We start from the raw sequence: 20,305 nt of genomic DNA on the forward strand, positions 1-20,305 counted from the left end.
TTGAAGGAATCTATTGATAAAATGAAAGGAAAAAACATGACTAAACGCGCACTTATCAGCGTCTCAGACAAATCGGGCATTGTTGACTTTGCTCAAGAATTGAAAAACTTGGGTTGGGAAATCGTCTCAACCGGCGGAACTAAGGTTGCCCTTGACAAGGCAGGGATTGACACCATCGCTATTGACGATGTGACTGGCTTTCCTGAAATGATGGATGGTCGTGTCAAGACTCTTCACCCTAAAATTCATGGCGGTCTCTTAGCGCGTCGCGACCTTGATAGTCATGTTAATGCTATGAAAGAACATGGCATCACACCGATTGATTTGGTCGTTGTCAACCTTTACCCATTCAAGGAGACTATTCTTAAACCAGATGCGACCTATGCGGATGCGGTTGAAAATATTGATATCGGCGGACCATCTATGCTGCGCTCAGCAGCTAAAAACCATGCCAGTGTGACGGTTGTGGTTGCCCCTGCTGACTACGCTGAGATTATTGACGAATTGTCAGCGAACGGCGAAACAACTTATGAAACTCGTAAGCGTCTGGCAGCTAAAGTTTTCCGTCACACCGCAGCTTACGATGCCCTCATCGCTGAATATTTCACTGCTCAAGTGGGTGAAGAAAAACCTGAAAAACTCACCTTGACTTATGACCTCAAGCAGCCAATGCGTTATGGTGAAAATCCACAGCAGGATGCGGATTTCTACCAAAAAGCCTTGCCAACTGCTTATTCTATTGCCTCTGCTAAGCAGATCAACGGTAAGGAATTGTCCTTCAACAATATTCGCGATGCTGATGCGGCTATCCGTGTCATTCGTGACTTTAAAGACCGTCCAACCGTTGTGGCGCTCAAGCACATGAATCCATGTGGTATCGGTCAGGCTGATGACATTGAAACAGCTTGGGATTACGCTTATGAGGCTGATTCAGTTTCGATCTTCGGAGGCATTGTTGTCCTAAACCGTGAGGTTGATGCAGCGACAGCTGAGAAGATGCACGCTATCTTCCTAGAAATCATCATTGCCCCATCTTATACAGACGAAGCGCTAGCTATTCTCACAACCAAAAAGAAAAATCTGCGTATTCTGCAACTTCCCTTTGACGCTCAAGAAGCTAGCGAGGCTGAAAAAGAGTATACTGGCGTTGTTGGTGGCCTCCTTGTGCAAAATCAAGACGTGGTCAAAGAAAGTCCAGCCGATTGGCAGGTCGTTACCAAGCGCCAGCCAACTAAAACGGAAGAAACTGCTCTTGAATTTGCTTGGAAAGCTATCAAGTATGTCAAGTCTAATGGCATTATCGTGACCAATGATCACATGACACTTGGTGTCGGTCCGGGTCAGACCAATCGTGTCGCTTCTGTTCGCATCGCCATTGACCAAGCTAAAGATCGCCTTGACGGGGCTGTTCTTGCTTCTGACGCTTTCTTCCCGTTTGCTGATAACGTTGAAGAAATTGCAGCTGCTGGTATCAAAGCTATCATCCAACCCGGCGGTTCCGTCCGTGACCAAGAGTCTATCGACATGGCTGATAAATACGGCATTGCTATGGTCTTTACGGGTGTAAGACATTTTAGACATTGAGAACAGAAAAAACCTTGGATTGATTTCCAAGGTTTTAAAGTTTTATAGAGAGTTATTTTGGATAAATGTAACTGACTACTCCTTGCCCAGCTGCATGGGGATTAAACCAGCCACGAAAGTTGCCAATGTACTGTTTCCCAGCGTAGTTTGCCTCTTGAATCTGAATACGGGTGTTTGAGGCCACGTGAGTGACGACTCCAACGTGCCCGTAACTACCATCTGTCCAACAAATAATGGCTCCGACTTGTGGAGTTGTTCCTGTTTTAAAACCAGCACGTCTGGCACTAGTAGCCCAATCGCCACCATTTCCCCAATAATTTCCAGCCCAAGGTGCTAGAGCTTTAGCACCCCAAGTGCATTGACCTTTTGGATAAGTAGTTGCAGCAGCATAATTGGGTTGAAAGGATATAACAGGTTTCTCTACTTGATAGCTCGTACCTGTTAGTCCAATCATTTTACCGTTGAGATTGCGGTAGACATGTGTGTGGAAAAGCCCGCTACCAGTGTGTTTTTGTGTATCAATAGTGAACTTGTAGATACCATTTCCAGTTTTAGTAGCTGTGTACCACTGGATATCATCTTGCCCGTTGACTTCAGACCAGGTAGGCAGGATGATATTTCCATCTCCATAAGCATCTGTCACTGTTACTTCATAATTGTAGATCGAGCGTTTCGTGACAGCTACTTTCGTTTTTATCTGTTCTGCGAACATGCTAACCGAATCTGTTGCATAACTATGCTCACTACCGTCTTTATATTTTACATAAATATGATTGATATAGGTTCCAGACAAAGCCTGATGATTGCGGATATTAAAGGTTGTTGAAAAAGTTCCGTCTCCATTGTCAGTGGCTGTGTACCATTTGATATTACTCTGATTTGTAGTACTCCAAATAGGAACGCGAACGGATTGAATGGATTTGGATTTTGAAGTTTCCTTAGTTTTGACCGTATATGTTCCTTGTTCTTGATTGATATTTTCAACAGAGAATAATGGCTTTTGCTCTTCTTCCGAAGGTAATTGATCGGAACGAACTTGTACCGTAGTTCCAGCTAAGCCAGTAAACTCTGGTTTGACATAGCTTTCTCCGTAAAGATGAATGTGATAAGTTCCTGTGTCATAGTTGTGTTTTTTTAGCTCAACTCTAACATTGTAGCTTCCATCAGGATTTTTAGTAGCTGCATACCATTGAAGATCATCCTGTCCGTTTTTATCAGACCAAGTTGGAACAGTTAGTTTATAGATTGTTTCAGGGACATTTTTGATCTGAATATCCATAATACCAGGTTCTGGAAAACTAGTTTGGATAGTAGGATTTGGTTTTTCAAGGTTAAAAGTGGTACCTGACTGGTAAATCATTTTACCATTTTTATTTTCATAAGTATCTACAAAATATCTCCCATAACCCTTGTGTTTGGAAAAGTCAAATTTAGTTATTTCCTGTTCAGCATCGTACCAGTTGAGATCATCACTACCATTTTCTTCAGACCAAACGGCATGGATAATTTTAGAATTTTTTTGATCTTTATTGCGTGTAAAATGAATTTGCCCAATCTGTCCAGCTGTCGTAATTTTTGTTTGACTAGTAGGTTTATTCAGAGTGAAAGTCGCTCCATTTAAACCGATCATTTTTCCATTGATGTTGATATATGTATGGACATGGAAAGTACCGTACCCAGAATGTTGGCTCAAATCAACAGTTGTTGATGTTTGAGATGCGGAATACCATTTAAGGTCATCTTGCCCATTTTCATCAGACCAAACAGCATGGGAAATGGTGTAGGGGTTTTGGGCTTGTGAACGTATGTAGTTGATAGAAACGCTATTGCCAGAAACATTGACAGTAACATCGCTAGCAAGGGTTGTTGGATTTGAGCTTTTTGAAGCATTATTTGCTTCCGAGGCTTGAACTGTTAGTTGAGCTGAAAAAACACTCAAAAGGGCGCTGGATAGTAAAAACAATTGACTATATTTTTTCATAAATCTCCTTTGAATAAATAATTTGGATAGTTCCATTTAGATTATTCGGAAAAAATGAAAAAAAGTGAAAACTGAATTAAAAAATTAGAAATGACAATAAGATTTTATTATTATCAAAATATTTCACGATAAACAAAGGTATAAACGAACATTTGTGGTATAATTGATATAAATAATTCGCAAAGAGGGCAATTATGAAACTTTTGGTTGTTGGTTCTGGTGGTCGTGAGCATGCGATTGCCAAGAAGTTGTTGGCGTCTCGGGAGGTTGAGCAGGTCTTTGTTGCTCCCGGCAATGATGGCATGACTCTGGATGGTTTGGATTTGGTGAATATCGGAATTTCCGAACATTCCAAGTTGATTGAGTTTGCCAAAGCAAATGCTATTGCTTGGACCTTTATTGGTCCTGATGATGCGCTAGCGGCTGGTATCGTTGATGATTTTAACCAAGCTGGGCTTGAGGCTTTTGGTCCGACTAAGTTAGCAGCGGAGCTGGAGTGGTCTAAGGATTTTGCTAAGGAAATCATGGTCAAATACGGCGTTCCGACAGCAGCCTATGGCACATTTTCCGACTTTGAGAAAGCTAAAGCCTACATAGAAAAGCAGGGCGCTCCAATCGTGGTCAAGGCGGATGGCTTGGCATTGGGTAAGGGAGTAGTCGTGGCTGAAACCGTGGAACAGGCGGTCGAGGCGGCGCATGAAATGCTGCTGGACAATAAGTTCGGCGACTCGGGTGCGCGCGTGGTTATTGAGGAGTTCCTTGATGGCGAGGAATTCTCTCTCTTTGCCTTTGTCAATGGGGACAAGTTTTACATTATGCCTGCGGCGCAGGATCACAAGCGGGCCTATGATGGTGATAAGGGACCAAATACAGGCGGTATGGGTGCCTACGCTCCTGTTCCTCACCTGCCGCAAAGCGTGATTGACCAGTCGGTTGATGCTATTATCAAGCCAGTGCTTGAGGGTATGATTGCTGAGGGGCGCCCTTATCTTGGCGTGCTCTACGCGGGGCTTATCTTGACTAAGGACGGTCCTAAGGTTATTGAGTTCAATTCTCGCTTTGGCGATCCCGAGACCCAAGTTATCTTGCCGCGCCTGACTTCTGACTTTGCACAGAATATCACGGACATTTTGGCTGGCAGGAACCCTGACATCACTTGGCTGGATTCGGGCGTGACCCTAGGCGTGGTGGTTGCTTCAAATGGCTATCCGCTCGCTTACGAAAAAGGAGTGTTTCTGCCAGAAAAGACCGGTGGCGATATAATCACCTATTATGCAGGGGCTAAGTTTGATGGCAATAGCCAGCTGCTCTTGTCAAACGGCGGCCGCGTCTACATGCTGGTTACTACAGCCGACAGCGTCAAGGCTGCGCAGGACAAAATCTATAAGAAACTTGCAGAACAAGAAACAACTGGCCTCTTTTATCGGCAAGATATCGGGAGTAAGGCGATTAAATAAAGATATAAGAAAAAGGCGATGAATTTGCCAAATACGATAATGCTCGGATGATTTGCGAGCGTTAGCTAGCTAAAATAGAACAACCTAAGGTGATTGTCAAAAAAAGAAAAGGAAAAATTATGACTAAACCAATTATTTCTATCATCATGGGCTCCAAATCTGACTGGGCCACCATGCAAAAAACAGCCGAAGTCTTAGACCGCTTCGGTGTAGCCTACGAAAAAAAAGTCGTCTCAGCCCACCGCACACCAGACCTCATGTTCAAACATGCAGAAGAAGCCCGCAGCCGCGGCATCAAGGTTATCATTGCAGGTGCAGGCGGTGCCGCGCATTTGCCGGGTATGGTGGCAGCTAAAACAACTCTGCCTGTCATTGGTGTACCGGTCAAATCTCGTGCTCTCAGCGGCTTGGACTCACTCTATTCCATTGTGCAGATGCCAGGTGGTGTACCTGTGGCAACTATGGCCATTGGGGAAGCGGGAGCGACCAACGCTGCCCTGACAAGCCTGCGTATCTTGGCCATTGAGGACCAAGACCTAGCAGCAGCGCTAGCAGATTTTGCAGAAGAACAAGGAAAAATCGCTGAGGAGTCTAGCAATGAGCTCATCTAAAACAATCGGAATCATTGGCGGCGGTCAGCTAGGACAGATGATGGCCATTTCTGCTATCTACATGGGGCACAAGGTGGTGACGCTGGATCCAACGGCGGACTGTCCTGCCTCGCGCGTGTCTGAGATGATCGTGGCGCCTTATAATGACGTGGACGCCCTGCGTCAGCTGGCTGAGCGCTGTGATGTCCTGACTTATGAGTTTGAGAATGTTAATGCTGACGGGCTGGATGCCGTCATCAAGGATGGTCAGCTCCCTCAAGGAACGGACCTGCTCCGCATTTCTCAAAATCGGATTTTTGAAAAGGATTTTCTCGCAAACAAGGCCCAAGTCACCGTGGCACCCTACAAGGTCGTGACTTCTAGCCAAGACTTGGCTGATATCGACCTGTCGAAAAACTATGTCCTCAAGACTGCAACAGGCGGCTATGATGGACATGGGCAAAAGGTCATTCGCTCGGCAAAAGACTTGGAAGAAGCCTATGCGCTAGCTGACTCAGCAGACTGCGTTTTGGAAGAATTTGTCGATTTTGACCTTGAAATTTCCGTCATCGTGTCAGGAAATGGCAAGGATGTGACGGTTTTCCCTGTTCAGGAAAACATCCATCGCAACAATATCCTGTCTAAGACTATTGTCCCAGCTCGTATTTCTGATAGTCTAACTGAGAAAGCTAAAACCATGGCGGTGCGAATCGCAGAACAGCTTAATCTGTCTGGAACTCTTTGCGTGGAGATGTTTGCGACAGCTGATGACATCATCGTCAATGAGATTGCTCCACGTCCACACAACTCAGGCCACTACTCGATTGAGGCTTGTGACTTCTCCCAGTTTGACACCCACATTTTAGGAGTTCTGGGAGCACCATTGCCAGCTATCCAGCTACATGCGCCTGCCGTCATGCTCAATGTTCTCGGCCAGCATGTTGAGACCGCTAAAAAATATGTCGCAGAAAATCCAAGCGCCCATCTCCACATGTATGGTAAAATAGAAGCGAAGCACAACCGAAAGATGGGGCATGTGACCCTCTTTAGTGATAAGCCTGATGAAGTGAGAGAGTTTGGGGAAGGGATTGATTGGTAATGTATCAGAAATATATTTTTAAAATAACTGGAAATAATATTATCTCTAACAAAGAGGTTTTAATTCGGAATTTGACGCAAAATCCAGAAAAATTAGATATAAAAAATGGTAAGGCTGAAATAGATGATAAAACGTTGGATATTAATATAATTTATGAGAATAGTTCAAAAAAACCAACGGGTATTATAACGGTTAGTAGTGAGGATGTTGAATCTTTAGAACATTTTGACTCTATTATTACTGAAATAACTAAGAACGAACATAAATTTAATGAGTTTAGGTGTATTTTTGATGGAATAAGTAGCTACTACTCTAAAAAAATATATTCAAAATTACACGATATTGAAAGAAAAACTCAAGAATTTTTAAAAGAGTTATTCTATATTTCTGATGAAAGTGGTAAACTTGACAAATTTCAAACAACCCTGAAAAATATGGAAAAAATGATTTTACATTTAGTAAGTTAATTAAAGAAATATTTGATAGAGGGGCTATAACTGAAGAATTTATAGATCACATAAAGTATTGTATTGAAGAACAAAGTGTCCCTAGTCCTACTCTTTTCCCTAAAAGTTTTTGGGACAGTTCGCTATTAACAGGTAGTCAGAAGGAAGGGACAGAGATAAATGAACTACTTGAAGAAATTCGTAAGACTCGTAATACAATTGCTCATTGTAAAAAGTTCTCACAAAAAGAATATGAGAATTGTAAATTGAAGGTTGATGAATTAAATGATAAGCTTGAAGAAGTAATCTCTTCGATCGAGAATGAAAGTATAACGGATAGAAGAAATACGGAACCACTTATAGGAGAGGCTGAAAGAATAAGTAATTCCCTTCAGTCGGAGGATAGTGAAATAAAACGAGCATACTTTAAAGAATACCAACAATTAAAAAAAGACCGACAAGTTACAAATTTAATAGATTTTAGCAACGATGACTTTGATTCTCATGTTGAGTTTTATGCTCATTTAAATGAAAAGACTGATGAGGAAATTATAAATGAAACGAAAATTTTAGAACAAAAAAATTCAATTGACATTGGAATTCCAAAAGAAGAAATGTCAGAGGATGACTTAACTATCATTGTTCCAGCACAGAAGGAGGGGTTTGAACAAGTTTTCTTAAAAGATAATGAATGGTATGATATTCGTATTGGAAAAAATAGAAGAAGTAAAATTAAATATATTGCTGGATATGAAATAAAACCTAGAAGTGGTATTCAATATATTGCAAAAGTTAAAAAAATAATTCCATCTGAAAATGCTTTTGGATATTGGAAAGTAATATTTGATGGTGAACCCCAAAAATATGATCACTTGATTCATTTGGGTAATACATATCCACCTCAGAATATAAGATATACAACGAAACGAGAATTAGACGAAGTAGCTGAAAATAATGAAACGTTGGAGAAAATCTTTAATAATGCATATTAAATCGATAGTGATGCATAAACTAGAAAGAATAAATATGCTTATGTGTCATAGTAAAGATTTCTTAATTTGTCTATAAATATAAAAGAAAGGAACGATGGTATCAAATTCTCTAAACTGAATATAGATTACTAACTAGGTTGATTACTATGATACAAATTATCGTTAATGCATTTGTTGAAAAGGATAAGACTGGAGCAGTTGTTGAAGTCTTGTTTGCTAGCGCTGACCATGACAAGGTGCAAGCCAAATATGATGAATTAATTGCTCAATACCCCGATAACTATTTGGCTATCTATGATTTGCCATTGGATACTGATTTGAATACACTAGATCACTACCCATCAGTATGGATTGGGAAAGAGGAGTTTAAGGAGAGAGAAGGATAATGATTTTAGATTTATTTAATAATGAAAATAATACTATTGAAACGGATACTCTTAGCATAAAGGAGCATGCAATAGCTACTCAAAACGATGTTATTCAGATAGATAATATTTCTATGATGACAAAAGCAACATTGGCGTTTAGAATTTCTTTGAAAGAAATAGTTTTTGTAGCTATTATGTTAATAATGTTTCCGATAGATTTTATTCCAAATATCATTCCGATTACTTTTTTGGCTTTGTACATTTATATTGTATATAACCGTTATGAGAAATATCTTAAAACAAAATATTACATAGAGTTCAATTTAGGGTCTAGCAAAAATTCTTATTTGTTTTTTAAGGAAGAAATATTTCGAGACAAAGTATATGAAGTAATTAAAAAATCTTTTGGTGATAAAAATCAGATCACTTTTATTGATATAAAACATCAACAAATTGGTGGGGAACAAAATATTTTTGAAACAGGCTCATATAAAACAACTGTATCAGGTAATGATAATGTAGTTGGAAATGATTTTGGTTCGGGTAATAATGTCACATTTAATGGGGACAACAATGTTAACTCAAATATTGTTACAGATTCTATTTTAGAAAAATCTAATATGAATGTTGAGTTTCCGTGGTCGGAACTTTCTAAACAACTTCAACAGATTGTTAACAATGCTTCTGTTCTATCTGAGCAATCTATCGAAATTTTAAAGGATTTACTTGCTGCAACTGACAAAAATAGCGAGTCTGAATTTACTGTAATTGTTAAAGAAAATGCATCATTTTTTAATCAACAATTTATTAAAGATATAATATCAGGAACTTTAGGTGGAGTTATTTCATCATTACTATCAGGCAGATAAAATTATAGGAGAAACTAACAATGATCAACCGTTACTCTCGCCCTGAGATGGCGAACATTTGGAGTGAAGAAAACAAGTACCGTGCTTGGTTGGAAGTGGAAATCTTGGCTGACGAGGCTTGGGCTGAGTTGGGTGAGATTCCTAAGGAAGATGTGGCCAAGATTCGCGAGAAGACGGATTTTGATATTGATCGCATTCTGGAGATTGAGCAGCAAACGCGTCACGATGTGGTGGCCTTTACCCGTGCGGTTTCTGAGACGCTGGGTGATGAGCGCAAGTGGGTGCACTTTGGCCTGACCTCGACAGACGTGGTGGACACGGCCTATGGTTATCTTTACAAACAGGCTAACGCCATCATTCGTAAGGACTTGGATAATTTCCTTACTATCATCGCTGATAAGGCTAAGGAGCACAAGTTTACCATCATGATGGGGCGTACGCACGGTGTTCATGCGGAGCCAACGACTTTTGGTCTCAAGCTTGCGACTTGGTACAGTGAAATGAAGCGTAATATTGAGCGTTTTGAGCATGCTGCTGCTGGCGTGGAGGCTGGAAAAATCTCTGGTGCTGTTGGGAATTTTGCCAACATTCCGCCATTTGTGGAAAAATATGTTTGTGATAAATTAGGCATTCGTGCTCAGGAAATTTCGACTCAAGTCTTACCGCGTGACCTGCACGCCGAGTATTTTGCAGTGCTGGCAAGCATTGCCACATCAATCGAGCGTATGGCGACAGAAATCCGCGGTCTGCAAAAATCCGAGCAGCGTGAAGTAGAAGAGTTCTTTGCCAAGGGGCAAAAGGGCAGCTCTGCCATGCCCCACAAACGCAATCCTATTGGATCTGAAAACATGACAGGGCTTGCGCGTGTGATCCGTGGTCACATGATTACAGCCTTTGAGAATGTCTCTCTCTGGCACGAACGCGATATTTCCCACTCATCGGCTGAGCGCATTATCGCGCCTGATACGACCATTCTGATTGACTACATGCTCAATCGCTTTGGTAATATCGTGAAAAACTTGACTGTCTTCCCAGAAAACATGAAGCGCAACATGGGCTCTACCTTTGGTCTCATTTTCAGCCAGCGGGCTATGCTGACCTTGATTGAAAAAGGCATGACCCGTGAACAAGCCTATGACTTAGTACAACCAAAAACAGCTCAGTCTTGGGATAATCAAGTAGACTTCAAACCATTGCTGGAAGCAGATCCAGAGATCACGTCTCGCTTGAGTCAAGAAGAAATTGACGAAATCTTTGATCCGACTTACTATACTAAACGCGTAGATGAAATTTTTAAACGCGTGGGATTGGATTAACATAAAATTAAAAATCCAGAGAGTGGGACAGACTCCCACTCTCTGGATTTTTGCTCTCTCACCAAGCAAAGCTATCGGTCGGAGCTGTTAAGCCTGTTATCCAAGCGCTGTCTTTCACTTGACACAATGTAACAGAAAGCCCTGCCATATCTAGGCTTGTGATGAGGTGACCTGTTTTGATAAAAGAAAGTTTCAAGCCCTCAATATCCAATAGTTGCAGAATATCGTCTGTGAAAACGAGTTCTTCTAATTTTGAAGTGCCACCTAAGTTATTGATGAGGAGAATAAACTCTTGTCCTTCTTGCCATTTGAATTTCATTTTGATTTTGTTGATAAGCTCCACAGCGAGCAGTTCGGAAGATTCAAACGTCACCATCCGATAACCAGGTTCTCCATGGATTCCAATTCCGTAGGAAATTTGACCTTGGGGCAAATCAAAGATAGGCAGTTGCTGGCTTGGTAAAGTTGTAGATTTTGTAGCCACTCCTAGTGTCGCAATGGAAGTGGAAAGAGAAAGAGCGAGCTTTTCCAATTCATCTAGACTAGTCCCTTCTTTGGCAGCTTGCCCGAGGATTTTATGTAACAGAATCGTTCCTGCAACCCCACGGTGGCGAATTTGGAAATTACTTTTTTCGACAGAAATATCATCATGAGAAATGATGTACTTGACTGGAATCCCTTCCTTGCGTGCTTGATGAATGGCTTGTGAAAATTCTTTAATGTCTGCATCAAAGTTTTTAATAATGACAAAAACGCCCTTACCTCGATGCAGAAAACGAATGGTTTCCAAAATATGCTCAGCACAAGGTGGCACAAAAATGGGACCACTAATAGCAGCGGCTAACATACCATCACCCACATAGCCAAAATGAGCTGGTTCATGACCACTCCCACCGCCTGAAATAATGGGTACAACAGAAGAATCGTGTTGATTGTGATAGATGACGGGTAGCTGTTTAAGCTGCGAAAGGTGAGGATACATGCGAGTAATTGCATTGATGCTTTGCTGAATGCTTGAATGAATTGAATTGATAATGTGAACCATATACTTGCCTTAATTTTCTATAGCTGTTTTGATTAGTTGTGTCAAGAGTTGCGCCTGCTGCTCGTAATCTTGCTCAGATAAATCCAGCAAATGTTTGATAGCATTCGCAAGTGCTTGACTATGATAATGAATAAAAAACTGATATTCCATTTCAGAGTGGAAAGGGCAGGAATGATATTCTCTGACGAGTTTAGTGACAAGCTGCTGACAATAAGTCTGAAAATAAGAAGAAAAGTCATTTTGGTCAACGATGTCAAATAATTGTGCATAAAAGCTCTTATTGACGCTAAAATAATGCAGTAATTCTTGCAGCAGCTGATAGCCAGAGATATATTCCAGATTATCCGTCACCTGCTCTCGCAGCTCTGTCTGAAAAATCCATTCTAATAATTCATACTTGTCCAGAAAATGATTGTAAAAAGTTTGCCTGCGAATACCGGCGTCTTCCATAATTTGCCGAACGGAGATTTTTTCAAAGGATTGTTTGCTTAATAATTTTTTAAAGGATTTGGCAATCCTTTTTTTCGTGATTAAGGATAATGTCATTTTTACTCCTTAGTCTTTTCTGTTCTATCCTTAGTTTATCATGAATGATGCAATAGGAAAACTAAAAAAGTGGGACATATTTTTGCTTTTGTCCGTTCCAAAATAGAGCAAAGAATTTTACAATAAAAATAAGAAACATAAAGCAAAGGAGAAACTCATGAAAAAAATTATCAATCAACCAACGGCTGTTGTGGACGAAATGCTGGACGGTTTGGCTTATATCCACAGTGATTTGGTGCATCGTGTAGAAGGCTTTGACATCATTGCCCGAAATAGCGAAAAGTCTGGCAAAGTAGCTATTATCTCAGGTGGCGGTAGTGGTCATGAGCCTGCACATGCTGGCTTTGTGGGCAACGGTATGCTTTCGGCTGCGATTTGCGGAGCGGTCTTTACTTCGCCAACTCCTGACCAAGTCTTGCAAGCAATCAAAGAAGCAGACGAGGGCGCAGGTGTGTTCATGGTTATCAAGAATTATTCTGGTGACATCATGAACTTTGAAATGGCACAAGATATGGCAGAAATGGAAGGAATCGAGGTGGCAAGTGTTGTTGTCGATGATGATATTGCTGTAGAAAATAGCCTTTACACGCAAGGTCGACGCGGTGTTGCAGGTACGATTTTTGTACATAAGATTTTAGGTCATGCTGCGCGTGCTGGAAAATCACTGAGTGAAATCAAGGCGTTGGCTGACGAATTGGTTCCTCAGATTCATACGGTTGGGCTGGCTCTCAGTGGAGCAACCGTTCCTGAAGTCGGAAAACCCGGCTTTATCTTAGCTGATGACGAAATTGAATTTGGAATCGGCATTCATGGAGAACCTGGTTATCGCAAAGAAAAAATGCAGCCATCTAAAGAATTGGCACAAGAATTAGTGGAAAAATTGAAAGACTCTTTTGAACTCAAAGCAGGCGATAAAATCGGAATCCTTATCAATGGCATGGGTGCAACACCGCTCATGGAACAGTATGTCTTTGCAAACGATGTGGCTGGAATCCTTGCAACAGCAGGTCTGGAAGTTATCTATAAGAAATTAGGAAACTACATGACATCTATTGATATGGCAGGCATTTCTTTGACTTTTATCAAGCTAGAGCACAAAGAATGGGTAGACGCATTAAATAGTCCTGTTACAACAATTGCTTGGTAGGAGGTATGATATGGATGCAGAATTAGCAAAGAAATGGATGCTTCTCTTTAACGAAAAAATTCAAGCAAATAAAGACTATCTGTCAGAGTTAGACACCCCTATTGGTGACGGGGATCACGGAGGAAATATGGCGCGCGGTATGGCCGCTGTCGTTGAAAATTTGGAAGGAAAGGATTTTGTCGATTCAGCAGAAGTCTTTCAAGTTGTCTCCATGCAATTGCTTAGCAAGGTTGGCGGGGCCTCTGGCCCCCTTTACGGCTCGGCCTTTATGGGAATAATGAAGGCTGAGAAGGAAGGCACTAGCTTGGTGGAAGCTGTTCAAGCAGGACTTGATATGATTCAAAAGCGTGGGAAAGCGAGCGTCGGTGAAAAAACGATGGTAGATGTCTGGGATGGTGTGGTAGAAGCGATTCGAAGAGAAGAATTGACCAAAGAAACCATTCGTGCTTTGGTTGAATCAACCAAAGATATGAAAGCAACGAAAGGTCGAGCTTCTTATGTGGGTGAACGTTCGATTGGGCATATTGATCCAGGTTCGTATTCATCAGGCTTGCTTTTTGAAGCCTTGCTAGAAGCGGAGGGACTGGCATGACAGAAGTTGGGATTGTCGTGGTTTCTCATTCAAAATGGATCGCTCAAGGCGTTGTGGATTTAATTTTAGAAGTCGCTAAAGATGTCTTACTGACCTATGTAGGTGGTACAGAAGATGGAGGTATTGGTACAAGTTTTGAGCAAGTCCAAACGATTGTAGAAGCCAATGAAGCAGAGAAGATTTTAGCTTTCTTTGATCTTGGATCGGCTCGCATGAATCTGGAGCTAGTAGCAGATTTTTCAGATAAAGACATCATCATTAACAATGTTCCCATTGTTGAAGGAGCTTATACTGCGGCTGCTCTTTTGCAAGCTGGTGCAGATTTGGCGACTATACAAGAACAATTGAAAGAGTTAGAAATTAAGAAATAAAGGAGTTTGATTATGATTCAGTATCTCGGTGAATTTTTAGGAACTTTTATCCTAGTATTGCTTGGCGACGGGGTTGTTGCCGGGAATGTTTTGAGCAAGACGAAAGAAGAAGGAACCGGCTGGGTTGCTATCGTTTTAGGCTGGGGGATTGCCTGTACCGTAGCGGTTTATGTATCCGGATTTTTTAGTCCAGCTCACTTGAATCCAGCGGTCACATTCGCAATGGCCTCTATTGGAGCGATTAGTTGGGGGCAAGTCTTTCCTTTCATTATTGCACAAATGCTGGGTGCAATGGTTGCAGCTTTCGTTCTATGGCTTCATTACTATCCTCACTGGGCTGAAACGAAAGATTCCGGCTTGATTTTAGCTAGTTTTTCAACTGGTCCAGCCATTCGCCATACAGTCTCTAACTTTTTAGGTGAAGCATTGGGAACGGCTGTTCTCGTCATTACGATTATGGCAATTGGACCTAATAAAGTTGCTGCTGGTCTAGGACCTATCATCGTAGGAATGGTTATTTTTGCAGTCGGTTTTTCACTTGGTCCAACGACAGGTTATGCGATCAATCCAGCAAGGGATTTGGGACCGCGTATCATGCATGCTGTTTTACCAATTGCGAATAAAGGAGATTCTGACTGGTCCTATGCTTGGATTCCAGTTTTGGGTCCAATCGTTGGTAGTGTTGTAGGGGCTTTGCTTTATAATCTTGTTTTAAGCATGATGTAAGAATATCAAAGGCAAGATATTTAAAATAAAGGAATTATATATCTGTACACAACCACAAAGTATGATTGTCAAATTTGCAAAAATCTTGTTTCAAAATACTACATATTGTGATTGGTGTAAACTGCGATATAGTTCCCTAAAATAAAACAAACGCGAGATGAACAGTAGTTTGTCTCGTGTTTAGTATATATTTTTTCGAAATAGTACTTTTTTGTTTCAAAATTGGTCTAGATAGGTTATAATAATTTTAAGATATAAAAAAGAACAACTGACGCTCAGATGTTCTTTACGTAAAAATAATTAATGATTTCCACTGCGTGACACGAACTTGATTTTAAAGAAGTCGCCACGTTTGTAGGCTTCGCTATACTCTAGAATTTGCCCCGTGCTTTCTAACTGTGTTGTTTTTACTTGGAAGACCGTTGGGAAGTTTGTGTCAATGTCCAGTAATGTTGCAACAGTTTCTGGTGTCGGGAAGATTATTTCATTTGTTTCTTCAAAGTGCTCATCATTCATGTGGATATGATAATCTTGTTTAAAGCGGTTGTAGATAGAGCTATAATATTCAAGATTTGGATAGTTGGCATTGATATATTGCTCTGGAATATAAGTTTGATGATAGATGTAGGGGATATCTTTCGCTTTACGGAGCCTCTCAATTTTATAGTAAAATTGATGTCCCTTTAGCTCTAACTTGTCAAGAATTGTTAAGTCGTTTCCACGTTCGATCGATAAAACGGTCACTTGATCAGTTTGGGTAGGAAATATCTCAACGTCAGAAAATTCAACGAGTTTGTGCTTGCGGGCGCGTGACACAAATGTTCCTTTTCCTTGTTGGCGGATAATGTACCCATCTTTTGCTAACTCGTTTAGAGCTCTGACAACGGTAATAGAACTCACATCGTACATTGTGATTAGCTCAGCTTCTGTATAAAATTTATCTCCATTTTCAAATTGACCTGAGATAATCTTACTTTTGAGTTCGTCTTTTATGTATTGGTACTTAGGGATTGCCATATTGTTCACCTCTCTTTCACTTCCCTCTCATAAAAAATTTTACCATAAATTTCAATAAAATGGTTAAATTTATTAAATTTTAAAAAAACTATTGACATTTCATGCAAAATATATTATATTAACCTATGTAAACGATTACAAGAAAATTATTGTGTGAAAGAGGGAAATGGTTTGGCAAGATTTGAGATTAGAGAAGAATTTTATCTGAATCAACAGCCTTTTAAAATATTATCTGGTGCTATTCATTATTTTCGGATCCAGCCAGATGATTGGTACCATTCACTTTATAATTTAAAAGCTCTGGGCTTTAATACAGTAGAAACCTATATTCCTTGGAATATGCATGAGCCAATAAAAGGGCAATTTGATTTTGAAGCTATCCTTGATGTAGAAAAATTCTTGCAAACAGCACAAAATTTGGGACTGTATGTTCTTCTTCGGAGTTCTCCCTATATCTGTGCAGAATGGGAATTTGGCGGTTTACCTGCTTGGCTCTTAGAAGAAAACATGAGAATTCGGTCTTCTGATCCTGCTTATCTTGCTGCAGTTGCCAACTATTATGATGAATTGCTTCCACGATTAGTGCCACATCTTTTGGAAAATGGGGGCAATATTCTCATGATGCAAGTAGAAAATGAATATGGCTCTTATGGTGAAGATAAGGAATACTTGAGAGCTGTTCGAGACATGATGCAAGAGCGAGGTGTGACTTGTCCGCTCTTTACGTCAGATGGACCCTGGCGGGGCACCCTACGAGCAGGAACGCTGATTGAAGATGATGTGTTTGTAACGGGGAATTTTGGCTCTAAGGCAAAAGAAAATTTTGCGCAGATGCAGGAATTCTTTGATGAGCATGACAAAAAGTGGCCACTCATGTGTATGGAATTTTGGGACGGTTGGTTCAATCGTTGGAAAGAGCCAACTGTCACGCGAGATCCAGAAGAATTAGCTGAAGCGGTTCACGAAGTCTTACAACAAGGCAGTATCAACCTTTATATGTTTCATGGAGGAACAAATTTTGGGTTCATGAATGGTTGTTCAGCGCGAGGAAGCATTGACCTGCCACAAGTAACGTCTTATGATTACGAAGCTCTCCTTGATGAACAAGGAAATCCAACACCAAAATACTTTGCCATTCAGCGAATGTTAAAAAAATATTATCCAGAGTATCCACAGAGAGAGCCTTTGGTAAAAGAAACGTTTGAGTTAAAGAATATTCCGCTCAGTGAGAAAGTTAGCTTATTTGAGACTTTAGAAGATATAGCGCAGCCAATCGAGAGTCTGTATCCTATGAAAATGGAGGAGTTGGGTCAAAATGTTGGCTATCTGCTCTATCGTACACAAGCAGAATGGGATGCGGATAAGGAACGAGTTCGTGTCATTGACGGGCGTGATCGGATGCAGCTTTTTGTAGACGGGAACTTTATTACGACCCAATACCAGACAGAAATCGGACAAGACATCTTTGTTGCTGCTGAAAAAGGTACTAATCACACAATTGACATTCTCATGGAAAATATGGGACGGGTCAACTACGGACATAAATTACTGGCAGATACGCAGCATAAAGGTATTCGCACAGGAGTTTGCAAAGATCTCCATTTTATGCTTCATTGGAATCAGTATCCATTAGAGTTCAAAAATCCAGAAGCGATTGATTTTACGAAAGAATGGTATGAAGATCAGCCAGCATTCTATGCGTTTGATGCGGAATTGAAAATGCTTAAAGATACTTATCTGGATTTGACCAACTTTGGCAAAGGAATTGTCTTTGTCAACGGTGTCAATATTGGCCGTTTCTGGGATGTTGGACCAACCTTATCACTTTATATTCCACATGGTCTATTACGGATTGGAAACAATCGCATTATTATTTTTGAAACCGAAGGAAAATATAGTAAATTCATTGATTTAGTTCATAAACCTACATTTAAACCAATAAAGGGGGATAAACTATGACAATTATAGCTAATCGGATTGATGGACGTTTGATCCATGGGCAAGTAGCCAATCTTTGGACTACAACATTAAATATTTCACGCATTATGGTTGTAGATGATGAAGTAGCAGAAAATACTATTGAAAAGAGTGGCTTGAAGTTGGCGACACCAGCTGGTGTAAAATTGAGTGTGTTACCAGTTGCAAAAGCGGTAGAAAATATCCTAGCAGGCAAATACGATAGCCAGCGTCTGCTCATTGTTGCGAAAAAGCCAGATCGTTTTTTGAGATTAGTAGAAGCAGGAGTACCAATCGAAACGCTCAATGTGGGCAATATGTCGCAGACATCTGAAACGCGTTCGGTCACACGATCGATCAATGTGGTGGATGAAGATGTAGCCGTATTTAACAAATTACATGACAAAGGTGTGGTTCTAACAGCCCAAATGGTTCCAAACGACCCAGCCGAAGACTTTATGAAATTATTGAAATAAATTTAGGAGGTCATTGTTATGATACAATGGTGGCAAATTCTCTTACTAACGCTGTATTCAGCGTATCAAATTTTAGATGAGTTAACAATTAACTCATCAGCAGGATCTCCTGTTTTTGCAGGATTTATTACGGGTCTGGTCATGGGTGATCTGAAGACAGGCCTATTTATCGGTGGTAGTTTACAACTGGTTGTACTCGGGGTTGGTACATTCGGCGGTGCTTCTCGGATTGATGCAACCTCTGGTGCAGTTCTTGCAACAGCATTCTCTGTGGCAACAGGTATCAAAGCGGAATTGGCGATTTCAGCTATCGCAGTTCCGGTAGCAGCGTTGCTGGTTTATACTGATGTTCTTGGACGTTTCTCTACAACTTACTTTGCACATCGTATTGATACAGCGGTTGAAAAATTTGACTACAAAGGTGTTGAACGCAATTACTTACTCGGTGCTATTCCATGGGGGCTTTCACGAGCACTTCCAGTATTTTTAGCTTTGTGGCTTGGTGGGGATGCTGTAAAAGCATTCTCTGATTGGCTTGCCAATAATGCACAATGGATTGCAGATGGTTTGATTCTTGCAGGTAAAATGCTTCCTGGTGTCGGTTTTGCAATTTTGCTTCGTTACCTTCCAGTAAAGAAAAACCTTCATTATCTTGGTTTAGGCTTTGCCATTACAGCAATGTTGAAAGTTGTTTTTGACTATATTTCAACATTAGCGACAGCATCAAGTGCTGTCAAACCCATTGCAAAGGCTCTCGGTGGAGCTAAGTTTGAGGGTCTTCCAATGATTGGAATTGCAATTATTGGCTTTGCTTTAGCAGCTCTTAGCTATCAAAATGCTATCAACAAACAAGTGGTGACTGTTGCTGCGGAACAATCAGAAAGTGGGGAAATTGACGATGACGAACTCTAATTACAAATTAACAAAAGAAGATTTTAAACAAATCAACCGTCGTAGTCTCTTTACTTTCCAATGGGGTTGGAACTACGAGCGTATGCAAGCATCAGGTTATCTCTATATGATTTTGCCGCAGTTGCGTAAGATATACGGTGATGGTACGCCAGAATTAAAAGAAATGATGCGAACACATACGCAATTTTTCAACACGTCTAACTTTTTCCATACTTTGGTGACAGGGATTGACCTTGCGCTTGAAGAAAATGAAGGGGTTGCGGCTAAAGATACTGTTACAGGGATTAAGACTGGGTTAATGGGTCCATTTGCAGCGATTGGTGATGCGATTTTTGGTTCAACTATTCCTGCAATCATGGGTGGCTTGGCAGCAGGTCTTGCCATTGATGGCAATCCTCTTGGTATTTTCCTTTGGATAGGAGTAACGATTGCGATTAACGTTTTCCGTTGGAAACAATTAGAATTTGCCCACAAAGAAGGCGTCAAATTAGTTACAACGATGCAGGATAAGTTGTCCGCAATCACAGATGCTGCAACTGTTCTTGGTGTGTTCATGGTAGCTGCTTTGATTGCTACAATGATTAACTTTAAGTTTACTTATGTACAAAGTTTCGGTGGTGTAAAATTCAATCTTCAAGAAACGTTGGATAAAATCTTCCCGCGTTTGGTTCCGGCATTGTTTACTGGATTTGTTTATTGGCTGCTTGGTAAGAAAGGTATGAATTCAACCAAAGCAATCTTTATTGTCATTATTATTGCAATTGGTGTTTCTGCACTTTCACACTTTACTCATACGCCAATCTTAGGTGTTTAAA

General features: G+C 40.7%; 21 protein-coding genes. 17 read left to right on the forward strand and 4 right to left on the reverse strand.

Translation table 11 applies throughout. The features are described 5' to 3' along the window. Window positions 1-36: 36 nt before the first annotated feature. Entirely contained in the window at window positions 37-1,584 is a 1,548-nt protein-coding gene (purH, locus tag HMPREF2542_RS02685; RefSeq protein ID WP_070484289.1) for a bifunctional phosphoribosylaminoimidazolecarboxamide formyltransferase/IMP cyclohydrolase, read from the forward strand. A 52-nt stretch (window positions 1,585-1,636) separates the two neighbouring features. Here purH and HMPREF2542_RS02690 read toward each other — a convergent pair whose 3' ends face one another. Further along, window positions 1,637-3,565 (reverse strand): GBS Bsp-like repeat-containing protein, encoded by a 1,929-nt coding sequence (locus HMPREF2542_RS02690; RefSeq protein WP_070484292.1) that lies wholly within the window; start codon window positions 3,563-3,565, stop codon window positions 1,637-1,639. A 194-nt stretch (window positions 3,566-3,759) separates the two neighbouring features. Here HMPREF2542_RS02690 and purD point away from each other — a divergent pair, with 194 nt between their 5' ends. From purD to purB, 8 genes are all read left to right on the forward strand, one after another. Further along, window positions 3,760-5,022, forward strand: a complete 1,263-nt coding sequence (purD, locus tag HMPREF2542_RS02695) for a phosphoribosylamine--glycine ligase (protein ID WP_058670014.1) — start codon at window positions 3,760-3,762, stop codon at window positions 5,020-5,022. Between the two features lie 119 nt (window positions 5,023-5,141). After that, window positions 5,142-5,633: a 5-(carboxyamino)imidazole ribonucleotide mutase gene (purE, locus tag HMPREF2542_RS02700; protein ID WP_058670015.1), complete on the forward strand. Its 492-nt coding sequence runs from the start codon at window positions 5,142-5,144 to the stop codon at window positions 5,631-5,633. Further along, window positions 5,620-6,711 (forward strand): 5-(carboxyamino)imidazole ribonucleotide synthase, encoded by a 1,092-nt coding sequence (purK, locus tag HMPREF2542_RS02705; RefSeq protein ID WP_058670016.1) that lies wholly within the window; start codon window positions 5,620-5,622, stop codon window positions 6,709-6,711. The genes purE and purK overlap by 14 nt, the downstream gene beginning before the upstream one ends. Next, window positions 6,711-7,178, forward strand: coding sequence for a hypothetical protein (locus HMPREF2542_RS10085; RefSeq protein ID WP_227743452.1), 468 nt, complete (start codon window positions 6,711-6,713; stop codon window positions 7,176-7,178). The genes purK and HMPREF2542_RS10085 overlap by 1 nt, the downstream gene beginning before the upstream one ends. Window positions 7,179-7,423: 245 nt before the next feature. Further along, complete coding sequence (locus HMPREF2542_RS10090) at window positions 7,424-8,149, forward strand: hypothetical protein (RefSeq protein ID WP_227743453.1); 726 nt, start codon at window positions 7,424-7,426, stop codon at window positions 8,147-8,149. A 146-nt stretch (window positions 8,150-8,295) separates the two neighbouring features. Then, window positions 8,296-8,535: a hypothetical protein gene (locus tag HMPREF2542_RS02715; protein ID WP_049476179.1), complete on the forward strand. Its 240-nt coding sequence runs from the start codon at window positions 8,296-8,298 to the stop codon at window positions 8,533-8,535. After that, window positions 8,535-9,386, forward strand: coding sequence for a hypothetical protein (locus HMPREF2542_RS02720; RefSeq protein ID WP_049476180.1), 852 nt, complete (start codon window positions 8,535-8,537; stop codon window positions 9,384-9,386). The genes HMPREF2542_RS02715 and HMPREF2542_RS02720 overlap by 1 nt, the downstream gene beginning before the upstream one ends. Window positions 9,387-9,406: 20 nt before the next feature. After that, window positions 9,407-10,702 (forward strand): adenylosuccinate lyase, encoded by a 1,296-nt coding sequence (gene purB / locus HMPREF2542_RS02725; protein WP_070484295.1) that lies wholly within the window; start codon window positions 9,407-9,409, stop codon window positions 10,700-10,702. Window positions 10,703-10,760: 58 nt separating this feature from the next. On the opposite strand, the gene dhaQ is transcribed toward purB, so the two are convergent. After that, on the reverse strand, window positions 10,761-11,747 hold the full coding sequence (gene dhaQ / locus HMPREF2542_RS02730) for a DhaKLM operon coactivator DhaQ (RefSeq protein ID WP_006270414.1): 987 nt from the start codon (window positions 11,745-11,747) through the stop codon (window positions 10,761-10,763). Window positions 11,748-11,756: 9 nt separating this feature from the next. Then, a complete protein-coding gene (gene dhaS / locus HMPREF2542_RS02735; protein WP_003071245.1) occupies window positions 11,757-12,293 on the reverse strand; it encodes a dihydroxyacetone kinase transcriptional activator DhaS in 537 nt (178 codons plus the stop codon). A gap of 157 nt (window positions 12,294-12,450) precedes the next feature. Here dhaS and dhaK point away from each other — a divergent pair, with 157 nt between their 5' ends. From dhaK to HMPREF2542_RS02755, 4 genes are read left to right on the forward strand one after another with little or no spacing between them, the layout of a single operon-like run. Beyond that, window positions 12,451-13,440, forward strand: coding sequence for a dihydroxyacetone kinase subunit DhaK (gene dhaK / locus HMPREF2542_RS02740; protein WP_049476182.1), 990 nt, complete (start codon window positions 12,451-12,453; stop codon window positions 13,438-13,440). 10 nt (window positions 13,441-13,450) lie between these two features. Then, on the forward strand, window positions 13,451-14,032 hold the full coding sequence (gene dhaL / locus HMPREF2542_RS02745; RefSeq protein WP_058670018.1) for a dihydroxyacetone kinase subunit DhaL: 582 nt from the start codon (window positions 13,451-13,453) through the stop codon (window positions 14,030-14,032). Continuing rightward, window positions 14,029-14,403: a dihydroxyacetone kinase phosphoryl donor subunit DhaM gene (gene dhaM, locus HMPREF2542_RS02750; protein ID WP_006270389.1), complete on the forward strand. Its 375-nt coding sequence runs from the start codon at window positions 14,029-14,031 to the stop codon at window positions 14,401-14,403. The genes dhaL and dhaM overlap by 4 nt, the downstream gene beginning before the upstream one ends. Before the next feature lie 12 nt (window positions 14,404-14,415). After that, window positions 14,416-15,129 carry an MIP/aquaporin family protein gene (locus HMPREF2542_RS02755; RefSeq protein ID WP_058670019.1) on the forward strand — a complete coding sequence of 238 codons (714 nt, stop codon included), beginning with the start codon at window positions 14,416-14,418 and terminating at the stop codon, window positions 15,127-15,129. Window positions 15,130-15,429: 300 nt separating this feature from the next. On the opposite strand, the gene HMPREF2542_RS02760 is transcribed toward HMPREF2542_RS02755, so the two are convergent. After that, window positions 15,430-16,146 carry a GntR family transcriptional regulator gene (locus HMPREF2542_RS02760; RefSeq protein WP_058670020.1) on the reverse strand — a complete coding sequence of 239 codons (717 nt, stop codon included), beginning with the start codon at window positions 16,144-16,146 and terminating at the stop codon, window positions 15,430-15,432. Window positions 16,147-16,317: 171 nt separating this feature from the next. Between HMPREF2542_RS02760 and HMPREF2542_RS02765 the strand changes: the two genes are divergently transcribed. Genes HMPREF2542_RS02765 through HMPREF2542_RS02780 form a run of 4 tightly spaced genes read left to right on the forward strand, consistent with a single transcriptional unit; the run spans window position 16,318 to window position 20,304 of the window. Then, window positions 16,318-18,105: a glycoside hydrolase family 35 protein gene (locus HMPREF2542_RS02765; RefSeq protein ID WP_058670401.1), complete on the forward strand. Its 1,788-nt coding sequence runs from the start codon at window positions 16,318-16,320 to the stop codon at window positions 18,103-18,105. Beyond that, the gene (locus HMPREF2542_RS02770; protein WP_058670021.1) at window positions 18,102-18,578 is read left to right on the forward strand and encodes a PTS sugar transporter subunit IIB; all 477 of its coding nucleotides are present in this window, start codon (window positions 18,102-18,104) and stop codon (window positions 18,576-18,578) included. Before HMPREF2542_RS02765 ends, HMPREF2542_RS02770 begins: the two co-directional genes overlap by 4 nt. 18 nt (window positions 18,579-18,596) lie before the next feature. Further along, a complete protein-coding gene (locus tag HMPREF2542_RS02775; protein ID WP_006269047.1) occupies window positions 18,597-19,490 on the forward strand; it encodes a PTS mannose/fructose/sorbose/N-acetylgalactosamine transporter subunit IIC in 894 nt (297 codons plus the stop codon). Beyond that, on the forward strand, window positions 19,477-20,304 hold the full coding sequence (locus tag HMPREF2542_RS02780) for a PTS system mannose/fructose/sorbose family transporter subunit IID (protein ID WP_003075051.1): 828 nt from the start codon (window positions 19,477-19,479) through the stop codon (window positions 20,302-20,304). The genes HMPREF2542_RS02775 and HMPREF2542_RS02780 overlap by 14 nt, the downstream gene beginning before the upstream one ends. Window position 20,305: the final 1 nt, after the last annotated feature.

Origin of the sequence: Streptococcus sp. HMSC034B05, from assembly GCF_001809055.1 — a bacterium.
In the GTDB taxonomy this organism is placed as follows: Bacteria; Bacillota; Bacilli; order Lactobacillales; family Streptococcaceae; genus Streptococcus; species Streptococcus constellatus.